Below are 21,851 nucleotides of genomic sequence, written 5' to 3'. Positions count from 1 at the left end.
ATAAAAAGTAACGTAGTTTAGGGGATTACGCAACACCCGATCGCAACAGTAAAGGCTTTGGAAACTAGGTTGTACAGTCTTGGACGCAGACACACTATATGTAGTGCGGTGCTATTTCTAATAATTACTAACGACCAATGAGTGATGACTTCGCCTAAGTGAAGCCTAATATATGCCAAAATACGGACGAAATGTGCTATCAGTAGAAGACGAAAGCAGCCTTGACGAAATTTAAAGTCCCATGTTGAATGCGAACGGGAGCATCTTGACAGATAATCGATCGACCGCCTCGCAGTGGGCCGGGGAAGCTTTAGGGCTTCCCGAAGTTCAAGTACAAGCGCGTTTGCGGGGAAATCACCTGCACATTTTGTGCGAAGCAGCGCAGTGTCCGTCTCAAGAATTGGTGACGGCGAGATTTACCAGCGCCCTCGAACAAACTGATTTAACGCGACTGCTGCCCGATCGACCTAAAATTTACCAGTTGTTTCTGTGCGGCCGCAAACTCGGTTCCCGACAAAATGACTGGACAGTCAGACTCGATTGCAGCAGTCCCAAGCGACAGCAACAGCCACAGCAACCGGAACCAAAAGTTGCCGAAGTTCCGCCGCCAGCGAGTTCCCCGACGTACGAACCGCCAGCAAGCCCCAAACGAGGCGGATTTTTCGGCAGATTTAAGAATAACAACCAGAAACTCAAACAGACACCAAAACCCGTAGAAACAGCAGCCCCCCCGCCGCAAGTACGGGAAGAACTGGATTTTGACGCCGAAAGTCTGCCCGTCGCCTCCCGGATTCAATACCCAGAAGCTTTTGAAACTTCCCCCGTGACGATCGACACTTCGGCTGCTGCGACGCGGGAAGCTTTTAGTTCCACCGTTCCCCCGCAGCAGAAAGCGAACCGCGGCGCGGTGGCTTTGATTCAATCCCCCGAATCTGACTCAGGCGAGGGCGATCGCGGTGGAACATTGACGGTTTCGCCGGAAACGTTGGCGCGCCGGGGCTATCCAGATGCGATCGCCAGTTATCTCAGCGAAATCCTCGGGCCGATGGGAGTTTCGGTGAAAGTAAGCATTCGCGAAAAAGAACTCAAAAGCAGCCGAGAAACCCTGCCGGTGAATGCGCCGGAAAATATCAAGCCCAAAGAACGCCGACTGCTGGTGCTGTGCGAGTCAGCTTACAGCCCCGACCCCTCATTGCTGGCCGAACCCATCGCCGGCAGGCTGCGGAAACTGCAACTAGAGGATTTCCGGGAAGCATTAATCGCCAGCCAAGTCAGCGGCGAAGCGAAGCCGGACTGGCTGCTGCGGGTGGATTTAACTTCGCCGGACAAAATTCTCAAGGAATGGGCCAGGTGGGGAGACGTACAGTCGATCGCCAAACTGCTAAATCAACACTTGGCTGCATCCAGAGTCGAAGTGCGGGCTACCCTCAAAGAAGCAACCCTCCACCTGTTTTGCAGCAAAACTGCCAAAAAAGGACAAAAGCCTAAAAGGCAAGAATACCCCGACAAGCAGCAAACTACCGACGCGATCGCCCCTTTGTTAGCCTCCTTTGCGCCCCAAGGCATCCGCGCAGCTACTATCTACGGCGTAGAACCAGCCAAGGACTCTCAGGCGGCGCCGGAGTCCCCCGTGTGGATAGACTGGGTGGACTTGCCTGCCGCCCACCATCCCGACTTGGCTCCGAGCACCAGAACGCTGGCGATCGAGGGCGACCAATTGGCTCTGACTTTTTTATTGAACAGGTTGCTCAACCCCAATCTCAGGCGCAAGCTGGAAACAGGAGGGATTCGGGCTGTCGTGCTGCAAAAAGCCAACGTGCTGCACGTCATGACTGAAGCTCTGACTTGCCCTTCTCAGTCGAAGGTAGGCCCGCCGGTGGCGAAATTTTTGCGGCACTTAGAAATTCCGGGAGTGGCAGGGGTGCGAGTCTACGGACGCCGCGCCGGCCAGAAACTGCCCCTGTGGCGCTACGCAATCGACCTCAGAACGGCTGTTGACGAGGAATCAGCGACGGCACCCGCACCGGCTCCCTCCCAAGTGGCTGTGTTGGCAAAGGAACCGGTGCCGGAGTTTGCGCCGGTGGAGGATGGGAGTTTTTCGGGTTTGGGCGACAATCTGGTATTCGATGCTCCGATGCCCAACTCCTGGCGGCCCCGCTTCAAAATCAGACTCCCCGGATACAATCTGGGCGAGCAGTTAGTTCAAGCTGCGGTGCAACCGCTTGTCGCTTCGGGTTTGTTTGTTCCCAACGATGGTTTGTCAACGAATGCTGCTGCGCCCGGTGGCGTGAGAGCCGATCGCGCCGCCGGCATGGCTTTGATTTGGGCGATCGCCGGCTGTCTGCTGACTTTCAATACCGATTGGCTCCTAGGTCGATTTCTGCAATCTGGGGCGGTCAGTCAAGCTCCTAGCACCTCAGAAGTTTGCAGCGGCCCAAATTGTCAAAATTCATCTCCCAAGGCTGCGGACGACGTTACATCCCGACTTCCGAAGGAAACCCCGAACCCCGTTCCCCCTGCTGAGGAGGTGAATTTGCCTCAAACTCCGTTGCAGCCGTCGCCGGAAGCCAACCGGGAAGAGGCTTTTAATGGCTCTGGGTTTACGAAACCGGGAAATATTAGCGTTCCTGTAGCTGATGTTTCTGCTCCTCCGGTGTTCCCCACTTTGAGGAGCAAGCAGCTTGACGATCAGATAGCGCGCTATCAAGAGTACATTCACCTGCACAAAAAACCGCCGGATATTTTAATTGTCGGTAGTTCGAGGGCGCTGCGGGGAATCGACCCGGCGGTTTTGGAAACCGCTTTGGCAGCTTCGGGCTACCCGGGGCTGACGGCTTACAATTTTGGGGTTAATGGAGCTACTCTCCAAGTTGTAGATTCGATCGTCCGCCGGATTTTGCCGCCGCAACAACTGCCGAAATTGCTGGTGTTGGCTGACGGGGCGAGAGCTCTCAACAGCGGGCGGCCGGATTTGACTTTTAGTGCGATCGCTTCTTCGGAAGGTTACAGGCAATTGAGCCGGGGTAGTTTTCTGATCCGCACCAATCAATTAGAATCCGAAACATCGAAAGAAAGCGCCAACAATCCGGTGGCGACTGCCACTGAATTGGTGAACAATTTGGAACAAACTCAAGCTAACGTTCAGCAATTGGTGAGTCAAAAGTTGGTTGAGGGTTCTGCAATTTACAAAAAGCGCGATCGACTCAAAGGGTTTTTGCGATCGATCGTTAATCCCTCAGCCCCTGCTGCAACCGACAGCCCCCAAACCGCAGCCCAGGGTCAACAAACAACGGAAAATGCCCAGCCAACTGCTGCGAGTAAACCCGTCAGCGAGTATCAACCAAATGGCTTTTTGCCGATCGATATACGCTTCAATCCCGAGACTTACTTTCAGAACCACCCGAAAGTATCTGGTTATTACGACTCCGATTATCAAAATTTTAAATTGGCAGGCGAACAAGCTCTAGCACTCAAAAATCTGATCGAATTTACCAAGGTTCGCAACATCAATCTCGTGTTTGTGAATATGCCTCTGACTGAAGATTATTTAGACCCGGTGCGGACAGGTTACGAACAAGAATTCCGGCAATATATGCAAGAATTAGCAGCTCAAAGCGGACTAATTTTCCTAGATAAGAGTTTATTGTGGCCCCAGGCGCGGGAATCTTTTTCCGACCCCAGCCACCTCAACCGTTACGGTGCTGTTGCAGTTTCTAAGCGGTTGGCTCAAGATCCCATGATTCCCTGGCCGGCGAAACAGTAGTTTTGAATTTTGAGTTTTGAGTTATTTTAGAAGTGAAAGGAGCCCAGCGTGGCGAGTGGGGCGCGGCTCTTTCAAAACAATTCTTTCCTGCGGCTAAATACTGAAAATGAAAAGATTGATATTTCCTGAAAATAGCAAAAATCAACGCATAAAAATTCCGATAAAAAATCTGCCTTTGATATTTTTTATATTATCTTTAGCATTTTTCTGTTTCAGTTTGTATAAAGGTTTCTTTTTACCTTTAGCTTTATCATCTGGGCCGCCCAGCAACGAACAAACTAGCGAACAGCCCACTCTGGCACCCTTTGAACAGGTTGTTCAAGACGCGCAAAAGTTAGAGGGATTATTTACCCTTTACCGCAATCAAGCAACCGATAAAGTATATCTGGAAATTAAACCGGAACAACTCAACAAAAAGTTTCTGTGCTTTGTGACATTGGCATCGGGTTTGGGGGAAGCGGGCATTTTGAGCGGAATGCCGATCGGCGATTTCTTGTTTCAACTGCGGCGCGTCCAAAATAATGTGCAGTTTGTGATACCAAATATCAACTTTCGCACAAGTCCCGGCGACCCGCAAGCAGGTTCGGTAGAACGGGGATTTAGCGAGTCGATTCTCTATTCTTTGCCGCTCAAAAGCATTCAGGCCCAAAGACAAACTCTGCTGATCGATTTAGGCGATTTGCTGATGAGCGAAAAACGCGATTTACCAGGGGTAAAAGCGATTTTGCCGATGCTTTTGGGCGCTTCTTACTCGATCGATGAAGACAAGTCTTATTTTAAAGATATTAAAGCGTTTCCGCTGAATGTAGAAATTGCTTCTATTTACGGTTTTTCTAGCGATAATGACAGTGCGGTTAACTATTTAGCTTCGATTCCTGACAGTCGGGCTTTTAACCTCCGCATTCACTACAGTTTCTCGGAAGTCCCGCTAAATAACGGCTACCGGCCCAGACTTGCGGACGAGCGAGTGGGCTATTTTCTTACAGCATATAAGGACTTTTCTGACAAGAGCAGCCGGGAGCCTTTTGTGCGCTATATCAATCGCTGGCATTTGCAAAAGCAAATCCCGACGGCGCCGATGTCGCCTCCGCTAGTGCCGATCGTCTTTTGGATTGAAAATAATGTGCCTGTGGAATACCGAAACGCAATTCGCGAGGGCGTTTTGGAGTGGAACAAAGCTTTTGAAAAGGCAGGTTTTACTGAGGCAATTCAGGTAAAACAAATGCCGGACAATGCTAAATGGGACCCGGCTGACGTTCGCTACAATACTATCCGCTGGTCGAGTTCTTTTGAGCCTCAGTTTGCCGGCGTCGGGCCGTCTCGCACTAACCCGCTGACCGGGGAAATTTTGGATGCTGACATTCTATTGGATGCTAATGTTGTCCGGGAAATCAAACAGGGTTATCGGTCTTTGGTCGAACAAAATAGATCGCTATCTAAGAGTTTTCAAGGGCGAAACGGTTCTAATACCAATCCCTGTCAGTTTGGGATGTATTCTCGCTATTTGAATGTGCTAGAAAATGGGGATTTAGGAAAAAGCAGCGGGGAAAATGATCGAGGTGGAATTGCTGATGATTTGCCGACTTTGGTAGAAAGATACCAAGAGCAAAAGCGCTCGCGTTTATCGCGGTTGATGTCGAGTTCGGATATGTGTTTTGGGTTGGAATCGAGCCGCCAATTCGCGATCGGGGCAATGTCGATGGATCTGTTGGAAAATGCAGCGCCTAGCAGTCCGGCAATTGACAATTACGTTAATGAATATATCCGATATTTGACTGCCCACGAAGTCGGTCACACTCTCGGTTTGAGGCACAATTTTCACGGTAGTACGATGCTGCAACCGGAGGATTTGAACAATACTCAGGTAACTCGCACCCAAGGTATGATTGCGTCGGTGATGGATTATGTGCCGATTAATTTGGCACCTGCCGGAACTGTGCAGGGCGACTATTTTCCAACTATTGTAGGGCCTTACGACGATTGGGCGATCGAGTACGGTTACAAGGTGATTGGCGGCGTAAACCCCAACAGCGACTTACCAGCGCTGCAACAAATTGCCAGCCGCGCAGCGGAACAGCAATTAGCTTACGCGCCGGATGAGGATTCTGTGGATCTCGATCCCGCTGCAAATACCTTCGATCTCAGCGCCAATATGCTGAGGTATTCGCAATGGCAATTGGATAATGCTAGGGCGATGTGGAAGCGTTTAGAAAAGCGAATTCCGGTTGGGGGAGATGGTTATAACGAACTGCGGGTGATGTTTGATTCGGTGTTCGGGTATTATGTCAACCAGGTGATGAATGCTACTTTGTATGTGGGCGGACAGTCGTTTAGCCGGATTCGCCCTGGAGATGCGAAGGGGAAATTGCCGTTTGTGCCGATCGAACTTTCTCAGCAGCGAGAAGCTTTGGCAACATTAGAGAAGTACGTTTTTGCCCCGGATGCGTTTAGTTTTGCGCCGGAATTGCTCAATAAATTGGCGCCTTCGCGCTGGGAACACTGGGGAAGTCCGGCTTTGGTGTTTCCTCTAGATTACCCGATCGGCGATCGAATTACTTTTTTGCAGCGCTTTGTGTTGCGGGTTTTGCTATCTCCGGTGCGCTTGGCGAGACTGCGGGATGCCGAGTTAAAATCAGCGCCGGAAACTGCTTTGAGGTTGCCGGAAGTGTTGGATACTGTGCAAAAGGATATCTGGCAAGAGGTTTTGCAGCCCGAAAAGAAGATGCAAATTTCAACTTTTCGGCGTTCTTTGCAGCGGGAACATTTGGCGATTTTGATCGGAATGGTGCTGCGAAAAACCAGTGTTCCAGAGGATGCGCGGAGTTTGGCTTGGTACGAGTTGCGGCAGTTGCGGGAGGGTTTGAGCAAGAGTATTCGGAATTTGGATCGGAATGCTGATGCTTATACGCGGGCTCATTTGGAGGAAACGCGCGATCGGATTTCTAAAGTTTTGAATTCGCAAATTCAGTCGAATTAATTTGGGGGTTCAGAAACCGGGTTTTTGAGGAAGATATTTCGTTGCCGCCCGCAGATTTGGTCAAAAACCCGGTTTCTGAGAATCTCAGTCAAGTTAAAATAATAGCGATCGCCGATCAATTGACAAAACCTCCGTTATCTCTGACTTTAACCAAGGGGATGGTGGATTGCTATCGCAATCGATCAAATAATTGTATCCCAATTGCTCGTACAGTTCGTCAACTAACGATTGCAAGTCTAATAATTTGCAAAGACTAAACTTCTGTCATCGCAACGATTTGAGCGATGGTTAATACCAACTGAGGAAACGTTGGAGAAACAATAATGACTTCTCTTTGATATCGCTGTGCCTGATATTCACCATCGATTAAGCGGTTGATAGTCACCGTAGACTGTTTTGGAGAACCGATATACTGAACGCCTCCCAACCCTGCACAATCAACGATCCAATACTCCAGGATTCCTAAAGTTTCATACTCATTCAATTTGATGCGGTAATCATCCCGCCAATTCGTACTGACAACTTCGATCGCCAAGGGAGGTGGAATATAGGCAGCAGCAGAGGCAGAACTTTGACGCATTCTGACCCATTCTTCCTTGGCAAACACCACAATGTCGGCTTTACGACTCGATTCACTTTCACCCGGGGCAGCGTTCAATCTGACTTGTTTACTTTGTCGGGGAACGTAGGGAAGGTTCAAGGATTGGCAATGATCTACCAAGAGACGACATAAACCATCGACGACATCCTCATGTTTGGCTGTGGGTTCACTCAGGGGCATGGCAACTCCATTGAGTAGCTCAAATGACCTGCCGGAGTCGTCATCCCAGTTGAGAAATTCCTCGAAGGAAAGGGTTTTTTGGGCGATCGCAACCATTGATATTAACCTTTTGCGTAGGTTGGCTCTCTGTTGTCTGTTTCTAGCTTAACGTGAGGTAGAGAGATAGATCGCTGCTTTTGTAGGGTGCGTTAACGAAGTATATTGTAAACTTTGACACCTCTTCTCGGTTTTACTGCCCGCGTCCTGGTTTGCAATCTACGAAACCTAATGATTCTGTGTCGAGAAAACTGGCGATTGAAATGACGATCGCCGTCGCTGCGATCGGATATTCAATTCGGACTCAACAAAGAGACTCCAAACAGTCGGTGTGCAAGCGGATTATTAGCTTATTCCCAGAATACAGTTGAATCGTTTGTTTTCGTAAGATGCTGAGAAACCTGCTTGTTAAAAGTCTCGATCAAATGATTTCTGAGCGCAGATGGTTTTGAAACGAAGCCAGAGGTTTCCAGCCCGTCCGGTGCAGGCAAGGGTTAGATTTCGGGAGATGTTCGCTTGTTACGTACAGCATAACTCCAACCCTTATTTATGTAACCTTTACTTTCTCTATTTTTTCTTTTCTTAAGTGGCTTTTCTGAAAAGTCAATCAATAGTTTATCCTCTCGCTGCTCAACAGGTGCTTCATAATACTCAGCAGCGAAACGATTTAGCAGATTGTCATTTGTTAAAAACTTCTTTTCTCTATCAATAGCTGTCGATAATATCAAAAGATCATTGACAGTATTACGAATATTACCTTTACAGTTATGTTCAGATACAAACTCTGAAAATAGGCTCAATGCCTGCTCCAAAGATGACTTAGTAAGAGAGTAGCAATAGTAACCACTATCAAGAATATACTTTAAACGTCTTAAAAGATATTTCTGCTTTTGTTTGGATAAATGAGAAATACTAAGTTTATATATGTCAATTTTTCTCTCATTGATTATTTCTGAAATCGCCTCATTCCCAAATTCTCGATAAGCTGAAAAGTGATTACCAAAATCAATGATTATCTGATCTGTCCGACGAGCACCTAATCTTGCACTTTTAGGATTGCTAAAATGCTCAATATTACTAAAACTGTATTCGAGATTGGGATATTTAGCTGGATGAATAATATAGTAATCAGGTTGTTCAGACTCTTTAGATTGCGCTATTAAAAACTCATTAGCTGTAATTGAGGCGATTGCAAACTTTGCGTCATGAAGACCTGTCTCAACGCCTTTGAATCGATATGACAATATCTGTGTATCAATAATCAAATCCAAATCTCGATTTCTCCAAATACTAGAAATGCAACTTATAATTGTATCGCAGTTGCGATACAATACCCAATATAATAGAAAGATACCGCCGATCGCTGATATATGTCACCAAAGGTGGCAGTAATCCACACAGCAATGGCTGATGATAGATGAGCATTCAACCAAATTGTCATGCGGCTAAAACGGGACGATCGAGTTTGCGAACTGCATAGAGAAGCGCAGCTTTGAGATCCTCAAGTCCCAAGTCTGGCAATTCTTCGATAATTTGCTCAAAACTCAAACCAGCAGCTAGCAACTCTAGGATATCGATGACTCGAATCCGCATTCCCCGGATGCAGGGACGATCGCCACATTGTCTTGGGTTCACTGTAATTGTGTCAAACAGATAAGCAACGGATGGTGGCCTGGGTTAAAATTGTTTAAAATCTTTGTCTCTAGCTTACCTCATTTATCGCTCGAAATTCACACCGCGATATAAATCCTCGATCGCCACTTCCAACTCAATACTCTGTAAAGTATTATTCGTAGCTTAGGCGTAGGCAGGAAGCGGCTCATAAACAAGTTCCATGAGTTTCTCTGAGGGAATGGTTTCCATTGCATAGGTATTACCTTGAGCATCCGCAAAATCTACTAGATAAGCACGATCCTCAAAGCTCATGAGAATAGTGCCAACTTGTCCCGGTCGGAGCAAAATTGGCTGAGAGGTTGCTTTATGGATTGCGTGAATTTCTTCGGTCAAGGCAACAACATCATACTCGTGTAACGTCATCACAGTATCCTCACTTATTGACAGGATAGGTATTAGTTAGCCGGGGAAAGTCTTCATCGGTGCGAATCATCCAACATGACAGCACCCAAGAGCTTCCGGTTTCCGTGGTCATGAAAAATTTGATATCATACTGGGTTCCATAGTTGTCTGTTTTGTAAATTTCCGCCTCCTGATTGACCGCAGATTCTAATATAGCGGCTTCTAAAATAGTTTTGTTTTCTAGTGTAATTCCCAATCGATTTCTAAACAGGATGGCTTTATCTTTTCCTTTGGGATGCTGCATATTCAGTGAGTATCGCTCAAGCTTGTCGCCCAGCAGTGCCTTGTCTCCGTTGGGTAGTTTCATCTGTCCAAATGGTTAAATCACTGGGTGGAAAGTTTTCATTTGCCAGAAACCGCATTAACTTGCCTCAGCAAAGAGTAAATGTGTGTAAAATACGTCTTCTTTGAGTCACTCCGCCGCGAAAGCAAACACAGCTTGTATAGATTTAGCATTAAGCGTTGGGTAATTTTCTAGAATTTGTTGCTGCGTCCAACCTTCTGAAAACAGCCCTAGAACGAACTCCACTGATATTCGTGTCCCCTGAATTACAGGCTTGCCAAGCAGAATTTTAGGATTTGAGTAAATGTGTGCTTTCCAGTTCATCACCAGTGCGCCTCTATAGGGTTTTCATCTATTATGAGTATAGTTAAAATTCTAAAATTTATCACCGCAGTAATATCTATTGACAGTGGTAAGCTCATTACACACACTCCCGGACTGCATGGTGGATATCCCCACATCGTCGGTAAAGGCGTTACCGTTCGCCGCATCGTAACCTGATACAAGCGAGGATTGAATGCTGAAGAGATTGGCGATCGCATCCGACATCTCACCCTCGCCGAAGTCTACGCCGCACTCACCTACTATCATGCCTACTATCATGCCAACACCCAAGAACTTGAAACTTATTTGCTCCATCAAGCAGCAGAAGCCAAGCGTCTTGAAGCTTTGCACAGCAACTTTGGTAAATATGAAATGCTAAGATAATAAATAATACATCGCCCCTAGAAAAATATTCTAGATCGGCACTATCCTCAAACTGGGAAACAAAAACTGATTTTTACCGGCTAAATTTAGGGGGTGTAGGAGGAATATCGGCAATGAAGTAAAGTTTGGTAACAAGACTCAACACTTGTGCTTCTTGAGGAAACCGTAAAGTTCGAGTTCTTCAAACTGCCCTCGGTGAAAAACACGCTGTTTTTGGCTACCTTCCTGCGTCATTCCCAGCTTTCGTAGCACCTTAGCCAAGGCTATATTCCGCCTGAGACAAGTTGCCTAAATGCGATCGAGCTTTAATGTTTCAAATATTCAAGACTGATTTAGTGTAATTGATTCGTTTTTTTCTCAAAAATTATGTCTGCTAACACTGCAAAAAATCATTACTTCCGATTGGCATTGTTCTGGGCGTTTCTGGGTAGTTTGGGAAGCTTGGCTGTGTTCCCTTATGCGCTGTCTCTCAATCCGGCAGTAAGTCAATTGCCGGCACCGCTACCTGTTTTGGCGATCGCCTCCGCCCTGCAAACCGGAATTTTTCTAATTCTCTTTTGTTGGATTGGGCTTCGCCTCGGTAACTCGATCGGACTTGATACGCCCATAGCTCGTGCTTTGGTATATCGACAGCCTGTTCCCACTCTTTCTAAATCTGCTATTAAAATGGCACTGATAGTCGGTGGCGTTGGTGGAATCGTCCTGATAGGATTGAGTTTAGCTTTCCAACCTTGGATGCCTCCAATGGCTTCAACAACTGCGTTAAAGATTGACCTCTGGAAACGCATATTAGCTTCCTTCTACGGAGGCATCACCGAAGAACTATTGCTGCGACTGTTCGGTATGACATTGATTGCGTGGCTACTTTGGAAGATTTTTGAGCGAGACAAACCGCAACCCTCTACATGGATTTTTTGGCTGGCAATTGTGGCGGCGGCAATATTGTTCGGTGTGGGTCATTTGCCTGCGGCTGCGAATGTCTGGGGATTAACCCCGATCGTCATTCTCCGCACCATTACACTCAATGCCCTCTTAGGGATTCCCTTTGGTTTTCTTTACTGGCGTTGGGGATTAGAATACGCTATGTTATCTCATTTTTTTGCCGATTTGGTACTGCACGGAATAGGAGGAAGTTAGCAGGAGATGCAAACAATGCAATGGTACAACGAACCTTTACAATGGCATGAGGATAACGATGTTATCCACGTTACCGCAGGCGCAAAGACTGACTTTTGGCGGCAAACTCATTACGGATTCATTCGCGATAACGGCAACTTTTACTACAGTCAAGTGTCAGGCGACTTTACAGCCGAAGTCAAAATTACTGGTTCCTATCGATCGCTCTACGATCAAGCAGGATTGATGATTAGAGAAAGCGAAAATATCTGGCTCAAGTGCGGCATTGAGTTTGTTGAGGGAGTGCAAAACGTGAGTGCGGTTGTGACACGAGACTATTCCGATTGGTCTGTTATGCCGCTTGAAGTGCCGCCTGTTTCCCTGTGGCTGCGGGTAAAGCGCCGAGCTGAAACGGTGGAAGTGCAATACTCGTTGAATGGGTCAGACTATTCAATGATGCGACTGGCATATCTAACTGAGTCACCAATCGTTCAAGTTGGGTTAATGTGTGCGGCTCCCCAAGGTGAAGGCTTTGCAGTCGAATTTGAAGGGTTTAAGCAGAGTAAGCTGCTCTAATGGGGATGGTAAAAAAAACGATTTCTGCGCCACTCCATATATAATCTTAAAATTAGGGGTGAGTGCTTTTCACTGACCCCTACAATTTTTTTGGCTGTGTTTTTAACCTACTAATAATTGTAGCAATAAATCACCACAAAAGCGACGCCCTTTTTCCTAAAAATACTTGTCAATATTGAGGGTCAAAATCAGGAATACTCCCAGCAAATGACCTGCGCTCATGCAAGCCAGAAATGCCGGTACGCTAACATTGTTGAACAAAGACGGGAAGGGCAAAGGCATTTTCGGCCCGACGTGGGGATACCAAATTCGGCGGCTGAGAACTAGCAATGCTAAGATATTGCAAACAAACATTACTATCGGTTTTTGCCAATTTCCTGATGCTGTGTCAGCCAGAGTCGATTCTACTACTGCCAGTAAATTTGAGTTAATCATCGTGGATGCTCCTATTTTTCATACACTCTCAGAAATGCTCGATGAGATTGCTTGCCAAAAATACAGCAGGGGCGATCGCCTTTACGCAATAAATATCTGTTGCTGTCAATATTCACCGCGCCAGCGACTGCGCCCCCACCCATAATCATCGAATCACACCAAGAAGTCTTTTAATGCCATTCAAAAGTAACGAAAGATACAAAGGGACAAAACCATACTCGCTGCCATTTGTAACTTTTAGCCTGTCTGGCAGTGGCGGCATTTACTCAGGCTGCCAGACAGGAAAGACACCTACTCATTAGTTAGCAATGTAGGTAGGCAGAAAGTGAAGTATGTCACGGAGAACGCTATATCCAGCGGCGTCCCAAAGCAAATAAGCTAAGAAACCGATCATCGCTAAGCGACCGTTCCAAAGTTCTGCTTGCGGGTTGAAGCCAAACAAAAAGGCGTTCCGATCTTTGCCGTTGTAAGCATTAGCCGTAGGAGGCAGGTTAGTAGGACGAGTTTCCATGTTTTTACATTCCTTAACAATGTTTCGCTTCTCATGGTAGCGACCTAATTTCTGCTTTGCTATCTGCCTGTAGGCTCAAGATACACACAAGTCTAAAGGAGGATTTTGAAACAAAAAATAAAGTGTTAAGTTTTGTTGAGGGAGATTTTTCAGCGATCGCCTGTATCTGTAGATACTAAATACAACTGCAAGTTGAGATTGCTGCTGTGAAAAGCCCGATCGCGCTGCCGCGACAAACAACGGCGCTTTTGACTCGTCAGTCGATTTGAGATTTGAGATTTACTCCACAGATGAATCTGGAAGCTGGAACTAAACTCTAAAATTTTGGCAGACTCACGACTGTTGTCGGAAAGCAAGTATCCTTTTTCGATCGCGCCCAGACTGAATCCGCGAGATCCTAGACGCAAGAAAATTTAGTAAATTTCAACTCAAAAGCCGAACACATCGCCCTTGAGTTAACTAAAATAGGAGATAAACAGATCGATCGGGAGAAACAGTTATCGAAACCATCTACGGCAATCTTCAAGGTTTAAAGTCCAGCCAGCTCAAGCAACTCGAAAAGCTGTACCACCAGCGACTACCGGGCGATCGCATCACCACTGCAGAATTCGCCCAGCGCGTCGCAGCCATCAGCACGGAAATAGACAAACCCATCTGCACCTACATCAACCGCCGCGGACAAGTAATTCGCGTCGGCGTGGGTACACCCCGGCAAACGCAGATTGCGCCCCTAGAATTGCCCCGCTACGGGGGAGGTCGCCTCAGCGGCATTCGCTGCATCGCCACCCACCTGAAGCCAGAAACCCCAAGCGAAGCAGCCCTCACAGCAATGGCAATTCAGCGCCTGGACGCCCTGGTTTGGCTGACACTGACCGGCGGAGGATTTGTGCGCCGCGGCGGCGGTGCGACTGGTTACATCCAAGAAACTTATCTCGCTCACCTAATACCCCAGGGAGACCGGCCAAATTTTGAGTTCTCTGTTTTGAGCGCTCAGTTAGAACCAGATTCAACTGATGAAAGAGAAGAACCTTCAATTCAAAAGTCACTGATTCAAACTCCACACTTTCCGTGGAAAATATCAGAACCGCTGAATTTGGAAGAACTTGCCGACCAAGACTTTCTGGATTTAGTCGAAGGACTCGAAGCAGAGTTTGAAGCAGAGTTTGTCGCTAAGCAGGTCGATGCAGACCAAGACAAAGTGCTGTTGGTAGGTGTAATGACTCAGCACATGACTCAGTTGGAGTTTGAGGACGGGCTCGCAGAAATCACGCGGCTGGTTGAAAGCGCCGGGGGTCAGGTTCTGCAAACAGTGCGCCAAAAACGGTCGCGCCCCCATCCGCAGACAGTGGTCGGCGAAGGCAAAGTTCAGGAAATTTCCCTCGCCGCTCAGACGATTAGCGCTAACCTGGTTGTATTCGATCGCGACCTGGCCCCCGCACAAATACGGAACTTGGAAACTCAGATAGGTATCCGCGTCGTCGATCGAACAGAGGTAATTCTCGACATCTTTGCCCAAAGAGCTCGATCGAGCGAGGGTAAATTGCAAGTCGAACTCGCTCAGCTAGAGTACGCCCTGCCCCGGCTCACAGGTCGCGGTCAGGCAATGTCCAGGCAGGGCGGCGGCATCGGTACCAGAGGCCCCGGGGAAACCAAACTAGAAACCGAACGGCGGACGATCGCCAAACGCATTTCTCGATTGCAGCAAGAAGTAAATCAACTGCTGGCGCACCGCTTCCGGCTGCGGCAGAACCGCCACCATCACGAGGTACCCTCAGTGGCGATCGTCGGCTACACCAACGCGGGTAAATCCACTCTGCTCAACCTGCTCACAAATTCCGAAGTCTATGCCGCCGACCAGTTATTTGCCACCCTCGACCCCACAACTCGACGGTTGACCATTCCCGGCACTGTCACCAGGGAACCCCTGTCGATCGTCCTCACAGATACAGTGGGCTTTATTCGCGAACTGCCCCCCGCCTTGATCGACGCTTTTCGGGCTACCCTCGAAGAAGTCACTGACGCCGATGCTTTGCTGCATCTCGTCGATCTCTCCCATCCCGCGTGGCAGAGCCAAATTCGATCGGTCATGAATATTTTGACAGATATGCCCGTAACTCCCGGGCCAGCCCTTGTAGTCTTTAACAAAATTGATGCCGTAGATGGAGAGACTCTCGCCCTCGCCCGAGAAGAGTTTCCTCAAGCAGTATTTATTTCGGCAGCCAAAGGTCTTGGGATGGAAACTCTCCGCGACCGACTAGCTCAGCTCATTCAATACGCCCTCTACCCTCGGTAAATACTTAAATATTTCTTTTGGGCAGTTGACATGGGGGAATATACGTACATATACTGAGGACAGATCTAGTCGAACTATGAGATTATAAAAGAGTAGTCAGATTGTGCATTGCAAAGTACAATACAGCATCTCTATTTTGCGATCGGTTAAATAAATAATTTCCGGAGGCAGCGGTCAAGGTAAAAAGACTCTTTATTAATGGCTGTAAGGGCTGTTGGTTCAGAGGTTGCAAAAAGATGTTGCTTCACTCTGTGCAAACTGCGTGTGAAAACTACCTGTGAAAACCACGGTACGGGATGTCAAGGTAAAAGAAAACAATATTATCAAAGTGTTTGGGCACTCAACTCAAGCGCTATACTATCTTTTACAGACGTTCGCGAGAGAATACATCCATTGATTGTAAGAACTCTAAAATCCTTGCCCGTCGTACAGCGCTAATCTCTAGGACTATTTCTATTTTTCGATTTTACCACTGTTTAACTAAATAGTTATGTGCACGCCACTGGCAAAACTAGCAATTGGACTCTCTGCCACAATGGCAACAGCGTTTTACTATCTAGCTGCCGCCCCTCCGGCAGCAGCAGTAGATGTGTGCGGTCCGGGAAATTATTCTACTGCCTGTGCCTCCAGCCAGACATCAACAGCAACGACATCCGACCCGCAATTGACCACCCAGTCGAGTTTGTCCCAAATATACACAAGCACACCTTCGAGAAGCTCAACTTCTATCCCTGAACCGGGTACTGCGATCGCAGTCCTACTGACAGGTGCAGGAATGATCTGTTCGTGCAGAAAGCGAAACAAGCAGGTTGGTTCCCAGCGCTAGGCAGGCTGATGACCAACCTGTTTGCCTTCCAAAGGTCTCCGTTTTTTCAAGCGTGGGTATTTGTTTACTTAAATATATAAAAAATAAAAAATTGCCTAAAAAATAACTGGACACCTAGCTTGTGCGCTGCAAATAGAGCCGGATGTTGAAGGAATAAAGCTATAGCGACTTCAGTCAGGGTAAAAACAAGCAATAAAGCCAATGCACTTCCCGGCAAGGGTTTCAGCAATGAATAACCGGCCGGGCAAAAGATAAGGTTGATATATAGCCTTTCTCGGAAAGATGAGGTACTCTCGGCCTCCGTGGGAATAGGGAATAGGCCTCCGTGGGCATAGGGCATACCTCACTTTTTTGAGAACCGCTGTATATAGCCTTTCGAACTCTCATATCAGGTACTCCGCGGTCTGGAGTGGGCATCGGGCATAGGTCATAGGGTTCCGCGGGCTGGAGCGGGCTGGAGCGGGCATACCTCACCACGCTTGAGAACCGCTGTATTTGGGATATATAATAAAAATTAAAATATAAAAATTAAAATAAGATTGGTTAAGATCAATCCTTCTGACAGTTTTGGATAGTCAACTGTAGAATAAGGGTTTCAAAGCTCCTAGGCAAGTTCGCTACCAAGGAAAAATCGAGGGTTTCAGCCTAGAAACTAAAAACAGTCCGCAGTATGGTTAAGATTACAATTAAAAAATATTGTTATTGTTTGAGCGTCCCATGACCCCTAAAGTAGAAATTTACACTTGGAGAACCTGCCCGTTTTGCGTTCGTGCCAAAGCACTGCTGAAGCGAAAAGGGATTGATTTTATAGAGTACGCGATCGACGGAGATGAAGCAGCACGGGCTCAAATGAGCGATCGAGCCAACGGAAGCCGCACCCTGCCACAAATATTCATTAACGACCAACACATAGGTGGCTGCGACGAAATGCACAAACTCGATGCTCTAGGCCAGCTAGACCCCCTGCTAGCAGCAAAATGAGGCATTCCCTGTCGAATTTTCCGTTAGCCCAAATTTTCCTGCGACCAATTCTTAATTTTAATTGACAATGAAATTTGCATTCATCATCGATCCCCTCGCGCGACTAATTCCAGGACACGATACCAGCGTAGCGCTGATGGAGGCAGCTCAAGAGTTGGGTCACGAAGTCTGGGCGACTCAAGCCAACGAACTAAGCGTCATCGGCGGCAAAACCTGGGCAATGCTCAGTCGGGTAGCCCTCACCCCAGTAAAAGTGGTAGATGGACGCTGGGAGGCTGCTGAGGCTTGGTACCAGGTAGAACATCCTACTTTGCAGCCTCTGGAAGCAATGGACGCAGTATTTATGCGGACAGACCCCCCAGTCAACATTCCTTACCTCTACGCTACTTACCTTCTAGATGGCATCGATCCGGCTAAAACTTTGGTAGTTAACAGTCCCAAAGGATTGCGGGCAGCGAATGAAAAGATGTATGCTTTGCAATTTGAGGGAGCAATTCCCGAGACAATTGTTTCTCAAAACAAGCTGGTAATTCGGCAATTTGTTGAGAAAAAAGGAGCAGCAGTTCTTAAACCCTTGGGCGGCAAAGCTGGCGAGGGGATTTTGTTCTTGGAAGCGGGCGATCGCAATCTTAACTCCCTGGTCGAAATTAGCACTCAACAAGGGCAAATTCCAGTGATGGTTCAGACTTATCTGCCGGAAGCCAAAGAGGGAGACAAGCGGATAGTGCTGTTGAACGGCAAGCCCATCGGTGCTATCAACCGCATTCCCACCGGCAATGAATTTCGAGGCAACATGGCCGTCGGCGGCCGAGTCGCAAAAACAGAAATTACCGATCGCGAACTGCAAATTTGCTCTCAGTTAGAACCAGTGCTGCAACGGGACGGACTGTACTTTGTCGGCATTGATATCATTGGCGGTTATCTCACAGAAGTTAATGTCACCAGCCCTACAGGGATCAGAGAAATTGACTTGTTTGACGGCGTTAGTTTGGGCAAACAAGTAATTGAATGGGTGGAGAAGGAAGAAGGAAGAAGGAATAAGGAAGAAGGATGAGGGAAGAAGGAAAGCACGACACAGATTAGGACACGGATACACAGATTAATAATCGAGCGTCAGGGCGATGTTGAAGTCATTAGTTATTGGTCGCAGCTAACAAATAACAACTAACAACTAACAACTGCCAACGACCAACAGCCAACAGTCAACAGTCAACAGCCAACAGTCAACTATTCCCAATTATTAAACTATGTCAAAAATTGGCGTTGCAGTAGTCGGTACCGGTTTCGGTCAAAAAGTACACCTTCCCGGATTCCAAGCCCATCACCGGACAGAGGTTGTGGCTGTTTACCACCGGAATTTAGACAAAGCAAAGGCGATCGCCTCTACCCACAATATCCCCTACGCTTGCGACTCGATCGCCGATATAGTAGCCATCCCCGAAGTGGCGGGCGTCAGCATTTCCACACCGCCATTTTTGCATTTTGAAATGGCAAAAACCGTCTTGGAAGCAGGCAAACATTTATTATTAGAAAAACCCACAGCCCTGACAGCAAATGAAGCCAGGGAACTTTACCGATTGGCAAACAACGAATCTCAAACCGATTCAAAAAATGGTGGTTCGAGAGCAATTGCCACAATGGACTTTGAGTTTCGCTTCATCCCCGCATGGCAAATGCTAGCAGAATTATTGGCAGCAGAATATGTGGGAGAAAAGCGTTTAATTAAGATTGATTGGCTGGTATCGAGCCGCGCTGATGCGACTCGCCCCTGGAATTGGTACGCGCAAAAAGAGCGAGGCGGCGGAGTTTTGGGCGCGACGGGTTCTCACGTTTTTGATTATATTAGCTGGCTGTTCGGCCCGCCGCAGAGGCTTTCTGGCCACTTGATTACAGGAATTGCGCGGCGGCCAGATCCGAATGACTCGGGAAATTTAAAATTAGTTGATGCAGATGATTCTTGCACGTTGATGTTGGAATTAGCCGGGGGAACGCCTTGTCAAGTTTGTTTGAGTTCTGTTACTTATCAAGGGCGAGGACACTGGGTGGAAATATACGGGAGTAAGGGTACGTTGGTGTTGGGAAGCGACAACCAGCAAGATTACGTCCACGGATTTCGCTTGTGGGGTTCCCAAGGTGGAGAACCTTTAGCTGAAATCAAAATTCCTCAAAGATTGGAGTTTCCTCAAGTTTATCCAGACGGGAGGATTGCAGCGTTTATTCGAGTAGTAGATAGGTGGGTAGAAGCCATAGATGCAGGTAAATCGTTGATACCGTCCCTCAGAGAAGGGGTTTACTCGCAGTTGTTGATGGATTTGACCCAGGAGTCAAATGCTACGGGTACTTGGGTAGATTTACCGAATTTAGATAAATTTTTGGACACGAAGTAAAAGTAAAAACTGCCAAAGCAATCTCTCGCACTCGATCGCACCCTAAACCCGATAAACTACAAATAGAGAAACTCAATCCAACCCTATATCCAGACTCGGTAGTTGTGAATGGCGCGCCCTGAAAGTCCTTGCCTCAGTATAGCGATCGCTCGCCTGAGAACCGCTGGGGCAAACCATTTTGCCACTTGGGTTCTACAAGCTCCCTATCCCAGCGGGTACGTTCACCACGACTGTATGTGGCCCGATACCCTATCCCAATCTTGGAAAGCTTGGCAGGAAATGTTTTCCCCGTCGGGGACAATTCACGAATTGCCCCTAAATCCCGATGGCAGTTTCCTCTCGCAGGAATTCAACCAGAATATACTGGCAGAAACTCAACAACGAAGTCCTCAGTCGCTAGACCTCGCTCCAGCGACCCCCTCTGTGCCGCTCCACCTCGGTGAACGGGAGTGGGGCGACAAAGGGGATCAGCATCCGCCTCGGCCAGTAGCAAGCTACAGCAGCCGCCTGATGCAGCATTTGGGGATTAATCTTTGGCAGTGGCTGTTTGAAGGGCCGATTCAGGGTAGTCTCCAGGAAAGTAAAGGTATCGCGATCGGGCAAAATCTACCCCTGCGAGTGCGCGTAGACTTGCGCGAACCGTATTTAATGGCTTTACCTTGGGAAATTATGCAGCCTCAAGCCGGTCAACCGGCAATTTCTCTGTCGCAGCAACTGCTGTTCAGCCGAACTACCAGCAATGTTGAACCTTTGCCACCCCTGCATCCTGCGGAGTCGCTCAACATTCTGCTAGTTTTGGGACAAGCAGAACCCGGCGGGACTAATTCTCAATTTTCCAACAGTAATAACGGTCATTTGCAGTTGGGAGAGGAAGCAGTCGCCCTAGCTGGGGTTCTGGAAAGTGCTTTTCAAACCGACGACAGCGGCAAATATTCGGATATCAGCGTTCCGAGTCGCGTCGATACTCTGATCGAACCTACTCCGGCGGAACTAATTTCTCGGCTGGAAACGCAAGCTTACAACATTCTGTTCTACGCCGGCCACGGGATACCGGGCCCCGACGGCGGTTTGCTGTTTTTGGGGCCGGAAACGGCGATGAATGGCACTGAACTAGCTCAGGTTTTAGTTCGGTGCCGCGTGACTCTGGCGGTGTTTAATGCCTGCTGGGGAGCTCAGCCGGCGGTGGAGAGGCTGCACTCAACTAACGGCCAGCAACAGGCGATCGCCCGCAGCAGTTTGGCTGAGGTACTGATCCATCACGGGGTGCCTGCGGTGTTGGGGATGCGGGACTCGATCGCCGATCGCGAGGCCCTGAGTTTTATCCAAAGTTTTGCTCAAGCTTTGGCCGGGCGGATGTCGGTCGATCGGGCCGTCGCCGTCGCCAGACAGCAGTTACTGACGCTCTACAAGTTCAATCAACCGGCTTGGACGCTGCCTGTGCTGTATATGCACCCTGAGTTTGACGGTCAGCTAACTGAGCAGGTAGATGACCTAAAAACTGAATTGCCTTTAAATTCTTCTACTTGGCTGGGACGGTTGCCGTCTTGTGCTTATTTGCGGGGGCGCGATCGACCCAATGCCAAATCCACCGACTCGACCAATCAGGTTTGGCCGATTCGCGCAGGTATAGTTCGAGTCGGACGCTGGGAAGAAAACGACGTAGTGATTCGAGAACAGTGGGTTTCTCAAAAACACGCCGAGATTTTCTGCAGAAACAGTATCGGAGATAGCCGGGAAGAACCTAGCTACTTCCTGCGAGATTTTTCTCGCTACGGGACTCTAGTTTTGGGATCTGAGGGATGGCAGAGAGTTCACCACCAAGAATTTCTGCTACGCAGCGGGACTCAGCTAAAATTTGGCAGTTCTCAAGGTCAGATTTTTGAGTTCACTATTGAGGTTCCTAAAACTTCGGGGTACAGTGAGACTGATTGCGGAACTAATTAAGGTGCGGGTGTAGCTAATGAAGGCAAGCGGCGAGTAGCACAGCAAAGTTCTGGGCGTTGAGTCTCCAGTCTGAATTTAAAAGAGTTACTTACCACTGATAGCTCCCAACGCCGCTCTTGGCACAGTCCCCCTTCTGTCTTTTCCTTTTCCCCCCGAGG

At 48.0% G+C, this 21,851-nt stretch carries 24 protein-coding genes; 13 read left to right on the top strand and 11 right to left on the bottom strand.

The window, feature by feature from the left end:
* The first annotated feature begins 241 nt into the window (after window positions 1-241).
* Window positions 242-3,763: a hypothetical protein gene (locus OSC7112_RS01605; RefSeq protein WP_015174274.1), complete on the top strand. Its 3,522-nt coding sequence runs from the start codon at window positions 242-244 to the stop codon at window positions 3,761-3,763.
* 106 nt (window positions 3,764-3,869) lie between these two features.
* Window positions 3,870-6,740: a zinc-dependent metalloprotease gene (locus OSC7112_RS01600; protein ID WP_015174273.1), complete on the top strand. Its 2,871-nt coding sequence runs from the start codon at window positions 3,870-3,872 to the stop codon at window positions 6,738-6,740.
* A 253-nt stretch (window positions 6,741-6,993) separates the two neighbouring features.
* On the opposite strand, the gene OSC7112_RS01590 is transcribed toward OSC7112_RS01600, so the two are convergent.
* Complete coding sequence (locus OSC7112_RS01590; RefSeq protein ID WP_015174272.1) at window positions 6,994-7,617, bottom strand: Uma2 family endonuclease; 624 nt, start codon at window positions 7,615-7,617, stop codon at window positions 6,994-6,996.
* Window positions 7,618-7,796: 179 nt separating this feature from the next.
* On the opposite strand from OSC7112_RS01590, the gene OSC7112_RS41570 reads away from it, so the two are divergent.
* Entirely contained in the window at window positions 7,797-7,928 is a 132-nt protein-coding gene (locus tag OSC7112_RS41570) for a hypothetical protein (protein WP_263053575.1), read from the top strand.
* Window positions 7,929-8,051: 123 nt separating this feature from the next.
* Here the strand turns inward: OSC7112_RS41570 and OSC7112_RS01585 are convergent, their stop codons facing one another.
* The 5 genes from OSC7112_RS01585 to OSC7112_RS01565 form a co-directional block, all read right to left on the bottom strand.
* On the bottom strand, window positions 8,052-8,828 hold the full coding sequence (locus OSC7112_RS01585; RefSeq protein ID WP_015174271.1) for a hypothetical protein: 777 nt from the start codon (window positions 8,826-8,828) through the stop codon (window positions 8,052-8,054).
* A gap of 166 nt (window positions 8,829-8,994) precedes the next feature.
* On the bottom strand, window positions 8,995-9,210 hold the full coding sequence (locus tag OSC7112_RS01580) for a DUF433 domain-containing protein (RefSeq protein WP_015174270.1): 216 nt from the start codon (window positions 9,208-9,210) through the stop codon (window positions 8,995-8,997).
* 144 nt (window positions 9,211-9,354) lie between these two features.
* Window positions 9,355-9,594 (bottom strand): DUF4926 domain-containing protein, encoded by a 240-nt coding sequence (locus OSC7112_RS01575; protein ID WP_015174269.1) that lies wholly within the window; start codon window positions 9,592-9,594, stop codon window positions 9,355-9,357.
* Window positions 9,595-9,604: 10 nt separating this feature from the next.
* Window positions 9,605-9,940, bottom strand: coding sequence for a DUF6883 domain-containing protein (locus OSC7112_RS01570; RefSeq protein ID WP_015174268.1), 336 nt, complete (start codon window positions 9,938-9,940; stop codon window positions 9,605-9,607).
* A gap of 105 nt (window positions 9,941-10,045) precedes the next feature.
* Window positions 10,046-10,240 carry a DUF433 domain-containing protein gene (locus OSC7112_RS01565; RefSeq protein WP_015174266.1) on the bottom strand — a complete coding sequence of 65 codons (195 nt, stop codon included), beginning with the start codon at window positions 10,238-10,240 and terminating at the stop codon, window positions 10,046-10,048.
* Window positions 10,241-10,429: 189 nt separating this feature from the next.
* On the opposite strand from OSC7112_RS01565, the gene OSC7112_RS40640 reads away from it, so the two are divergent.
* Window positions 10,430-10,624, top strand: coding sequence for a DUF433 domain-containing protein (locus OSC7112_RS40640; RefSeq protein WP_223300734.1), 195 nt, complete (start codon window positions 10,430-10,432; stop codon window positions 10,622-10,624).
* A gap of 138 nt (window positions 10,625-10,762) precedes the next feature.
* On the opposite strand, the gene OSC7112_RS41565 is transcribed toward OSC7112_RS40640, so the two are convergent.
* Window positions 10,763-10,885, bottom strand: coding sequence for a GNAT family N-acetyltransferase (locus OSC7112_RS41565; protein ID WP_263053574.1), 123 nt, complete (start codon window positions 10,883-10,885; stop codon window positions 10,763-10,765).
* Window positions 10,886-10,990: 105 nt separating this feature from the next.
* Here OSC7112_RS41565 and OSC7112_RS01555 point away from each other — a divergent pair, with 105 nt between their 5' ends.
* Entirely contained in the window at window positions 10,991-11,761 is a 771-nt protein-coding gene (locus tag OSC7112_RS01555; protein WP_015174265.1) for a CPBP family intramembrane glutamic endopeptidase, read from the top strand.
* 6 nt (window positions 11,762-11,767) lie between these two features.
* The gene (locus OSC7112_RS01550) at window positions 11,768-12,316 is read left to right on the top strand and encodes a DUF1349 domain-containing protein (protein ID WP_041622322.1); all 549 of its coding nucleotides are present in this window, start codon (window positions 11,768-11,770) and stop codon (window positions 12,314-12,316) included.
* A gap of 156 nt (window positions 12,317-12,472) precedes the next feature.
* On the opposite strand, the gene OSC7112_RS35110 is transcribed toward OSC7112_RS01550, so the two are convergent.
* On the bottom strand, window positions 12,473-12,751 hold the full coding sequence (locus OSC7112_RS35110; RefSeq protein ID WP_015174263.1) for a photosystem I reaction center subunit PsaK: 279 nt from the start codon (window positions 12,749-12,751) through the stop codon (window positions 12,473-12,475).
* A 1-nt stretch (window position 12,752) separates the two neighbouring features.
* Here OSC7112_RS35110 and OSC7112_RS39220 point away from each other — a divergent pair, with 1 nt between their 5' ends.
* Window positions 12,753-12,896 (top strand): hypothetical protein, encoded by a 144-nt coding sequence (locus OSC7112_RS39220; protein ID WP_190274313.1) that lies wholly within the window; start codon window positions 12,753-12,755, stop codon window positions 12,894-12,896.
* A gap of 153 nt (window positions 12,897-13,049) precedes the next feature.
* Here the strand turns inward: OSC7112_RS39220 and OSC7112_RS01540 are convergent, their stop codons facing one another.
* The 3 genes from OSC7112_RS01540 to OSC7112_RS41560 all read right to left on the bottom strand — a co-directional run bounded on the left by OSC7112_RS01540 (window position 13,050) and on the right by OSC7112_RS41560 (window position 13,910).
* Window positions 13,050-13,262, bottom strand: a complete 213-nt coding sequence (locus OSC7112_RS01540) for a chlorophyll a/b-binding protein (RefSeq protein ID WP_015174262.1) — start codon at window positions 13,260-13,262, stop codon at window positions 13,050-13,052.
* Window positions 13,263-13,411: 149 nt separating this feature from the next.
* On the bottom strand, window positions 13,412-13,669 hold the full coding sequence (locus OSC7112_RS01535; RefSeq protein ID WP_041622320.1) for a hypothetical protein: 258 nt from the start codon (window positions 13,667-13,669) through the stop codon (window positions 13,412-13,414).
* 115 nt (window positions 13,670-13,784) lie between these two features.
* A complete protein-coding gene (locus OSC7112_RS41560) occupies window positions 13,785-13,910 on the bottom strand; it encodes a hypothetical protein (RefSeq protein ID WP_263053573.1) in 126 nt (41 codons plus the stop codon).
* 49 nt (window positions 13,911-13,959) lie between these two features.
* On the opposite strand from OSC7112_RS41560, the gene hflX reads away from it, so the two are divergent.
* The 6 genes from hflX (at window position 13,960) to OSC7112_RS01500 (ending at window position 21,693) form a co-directional block, all read left to right on the top strand.
* Complete coding sequence (gene hflX / locus OSC7112_RS01530; protein ID WP_041622319.1) at window positions 13,960-15,555, top strand: GTPase HflX; 1,596 nt, start codon at window positions 13,960-13,962, stop codon at window positions 15,553-15,555.
* Window positions 15,556-16,045: 490 nt separating this feature from the next.
* Window positions 16,046-16,381, top strand: a complete 336-nt coding sequence (locus tag OSC7112_RS35105) for a PEP-CTERM sorting domain-containing protein (RefSeq protein WP_015174260.1) — start codon at window positions 16,046-16,048, stop codon at window positions 16,379-16,381.
* 717 nt (window positions 16,382-17,098) lie between these two features.
* Entirely contained in the window at window positions 17,099-17,362 is a 264-nt protein-coding gene (grxC, locus tag OSC7112_RS01515; protein ID WP_015174258.1) for a glutaredoxin 3, read from the top strand.
* Window positions 17,363-17,429: 67 nt separating this feature from the next.
* Window positions 17,430-18,416 carry a glutathione synthase gene (gene gshB, locus OSC7112_RS01510; RefSeq protein WP_015174257.1) on the top strand — a complete coding sequence of 329 codons (987 nt, stop codon included), beginning with the start codon at window positions 17,430-17,432 and terminating at the stop codon, window positions 18,414-18,416.
* A 193-nt stretch (window positions 18,417-18,609) separates the two neighbouring features.
* Window positions 18,610-19,749: a Gfo/Idh/MocA family protein gene (locus OSC7112_RS01505; RefSeq protein ID WP_015174256.1), complete on the top strand. Its 1,140-nt coding sequence runs from the start codon at window positions 18,610-18,612 to the stop codon at window positions 19,747-19,749.
* A 108-nt stretch (window positions 19,750-19,857) separates the two neighbouring features.
* Window positions 19,858-21,693 (top strand): CHAT domain-containing protein, encoded by a 1,836-nt coding sequence (locus OSC7112_RS01500; protein ID WP_015174255.1) that lies wholly within the window; start codon window positions 19,858-19,860, stop codon window positions 21,691-21,693.
* Window positions 21,694-21,851 lie beyond the last annotated feature (158 nt).

Origin of the sequence: Oscillatoria nigro-viridis PCC 7112 (assembly GCF_000317475.1) — a bacterium.
GTDB lineage: Bacteria > Cyanobacteriota > Cyanobacteriia > Cyanobacteriales > Microcoleaceae > Microcoleus > Microcoleus nigroviridis.
Note: the sequence above shows the minus strand (reverse complement) of the source record. Positions and strands in the feature narration are given on the sequence as shown.

What these genes read in the sequence shown, in the direction of transcription:
- OSC7112_RS01565 (WP_015174266.1), bottom strand. Translation starts at nt 10,240, where the DNA reads ATGAACTGGAAAGCACACATTTACTCAAATCCTAAAATTCTGCTTGGC.
- grxC (WP_015174258.1), top strand. Translation starts at nt 17,099, where the DNA reads ATGACCCCTAAAGTAGAAATTTACACTTGGAGAACCTGCCCGTTTTGC.
- OSC7112_RS01500 (WP_015174255.1), top strand. Translation starts at nt 19,858, where the DNA reads ATGGCGCGCCCTGAAAGTCCTTGCCTCAGTATAGCGATCGCTCGCCTG.
- OSC7112_RS01600 (WP_015174273.1), top strand. Translation starts at nt 3,870, where the DNA reads ATGAAAAGATTGATATTTCCTGAAAATAGCAAAAATCAACGCATAAAA.
- OSC7112_RS01575 (WP_015174269.1), bottom strand. Translation starts at nt 9,594, where the DNA reads ATGACGTTACACGAGTATGATGTTGTTGCCTTGACCGAAGAAATTCAC.
- gshB (WP_015174257.1), top strand. Translation starts at nt 17,430, where the DNA reads ATGAAATTTGCATTCATCATCGATCCCCTCGCGCGACTAATTCCAGGA.
- OSC7112_RS01505 (WP_015174256.1), top strand. Translation starts at nt 18,610, where the DNA reads ATGTCAAAAATTGGCGTTGCAGTAGTCGGTACCGGTTTCGGTCAAAAA.
- OSC7112_RS01570 (WP_015174268.1), bottom strand. Translation starts at nt 9,940, where the DNA reads ATGAAACTACCCAACGGAGACAAGGCACTGCTGGGCGACAAGCTTGAG.
- OSC7112_RS01540 (WP_015174262.1), bottom strand. Translation starts at nt 13,262, where the DNA reads ATGGAAACTCGTCCTACTAACCTGCCTCCTACGGCTAATGCTTACAAC.
- OSC7112_RS35110 (WP_015174263.1), bottom strand. Translation starts at nt 12,751, where the DNA reads ATGATTAACTCAAATTTACTGGCAGTAGTAGAATCGACTCTGGCTGAC.
- OSC7112_RS01555 (WP_015174265.1), top strand. Translation starts at nt 10,991, where the DNA reads ATGTCTGCTAACACTGCAAAAAATCATTACTTCCGATTGGCATTGTTC.
- OSC7112_RS01590 (WP_015174272.1), bottom strand. Translation starts at nt 7,617, where the DNA reads ATGGTTGCGATCGCCCAAAAAACCCTTTCCTTCGAGGAATTTCTCAAC.
- OSC7112_RS01550 (WP_041622322.1), top strand. Translation starts at nt 11,768, where the DNA reads ATGCAAACAATGCAATGGTACAACGAACCTTTACAATGGCATGAGGAT.
- OSC7112_RS01605 (WP_015174274.1), top strand. Translation starts at nt 242, where the DNA reads ATGTTGAATGCGAACGGGAGCATCTTGACAGATAATCGATCGACCGCC.
- OSC7112_RS35105 (WP_015174260.1), top strand. Translation starts at nt 16,046, where the DNA reads ATGTGCACGCCACTGGCAAAACTAGCAATTGGACTCTCTGCCACAATG.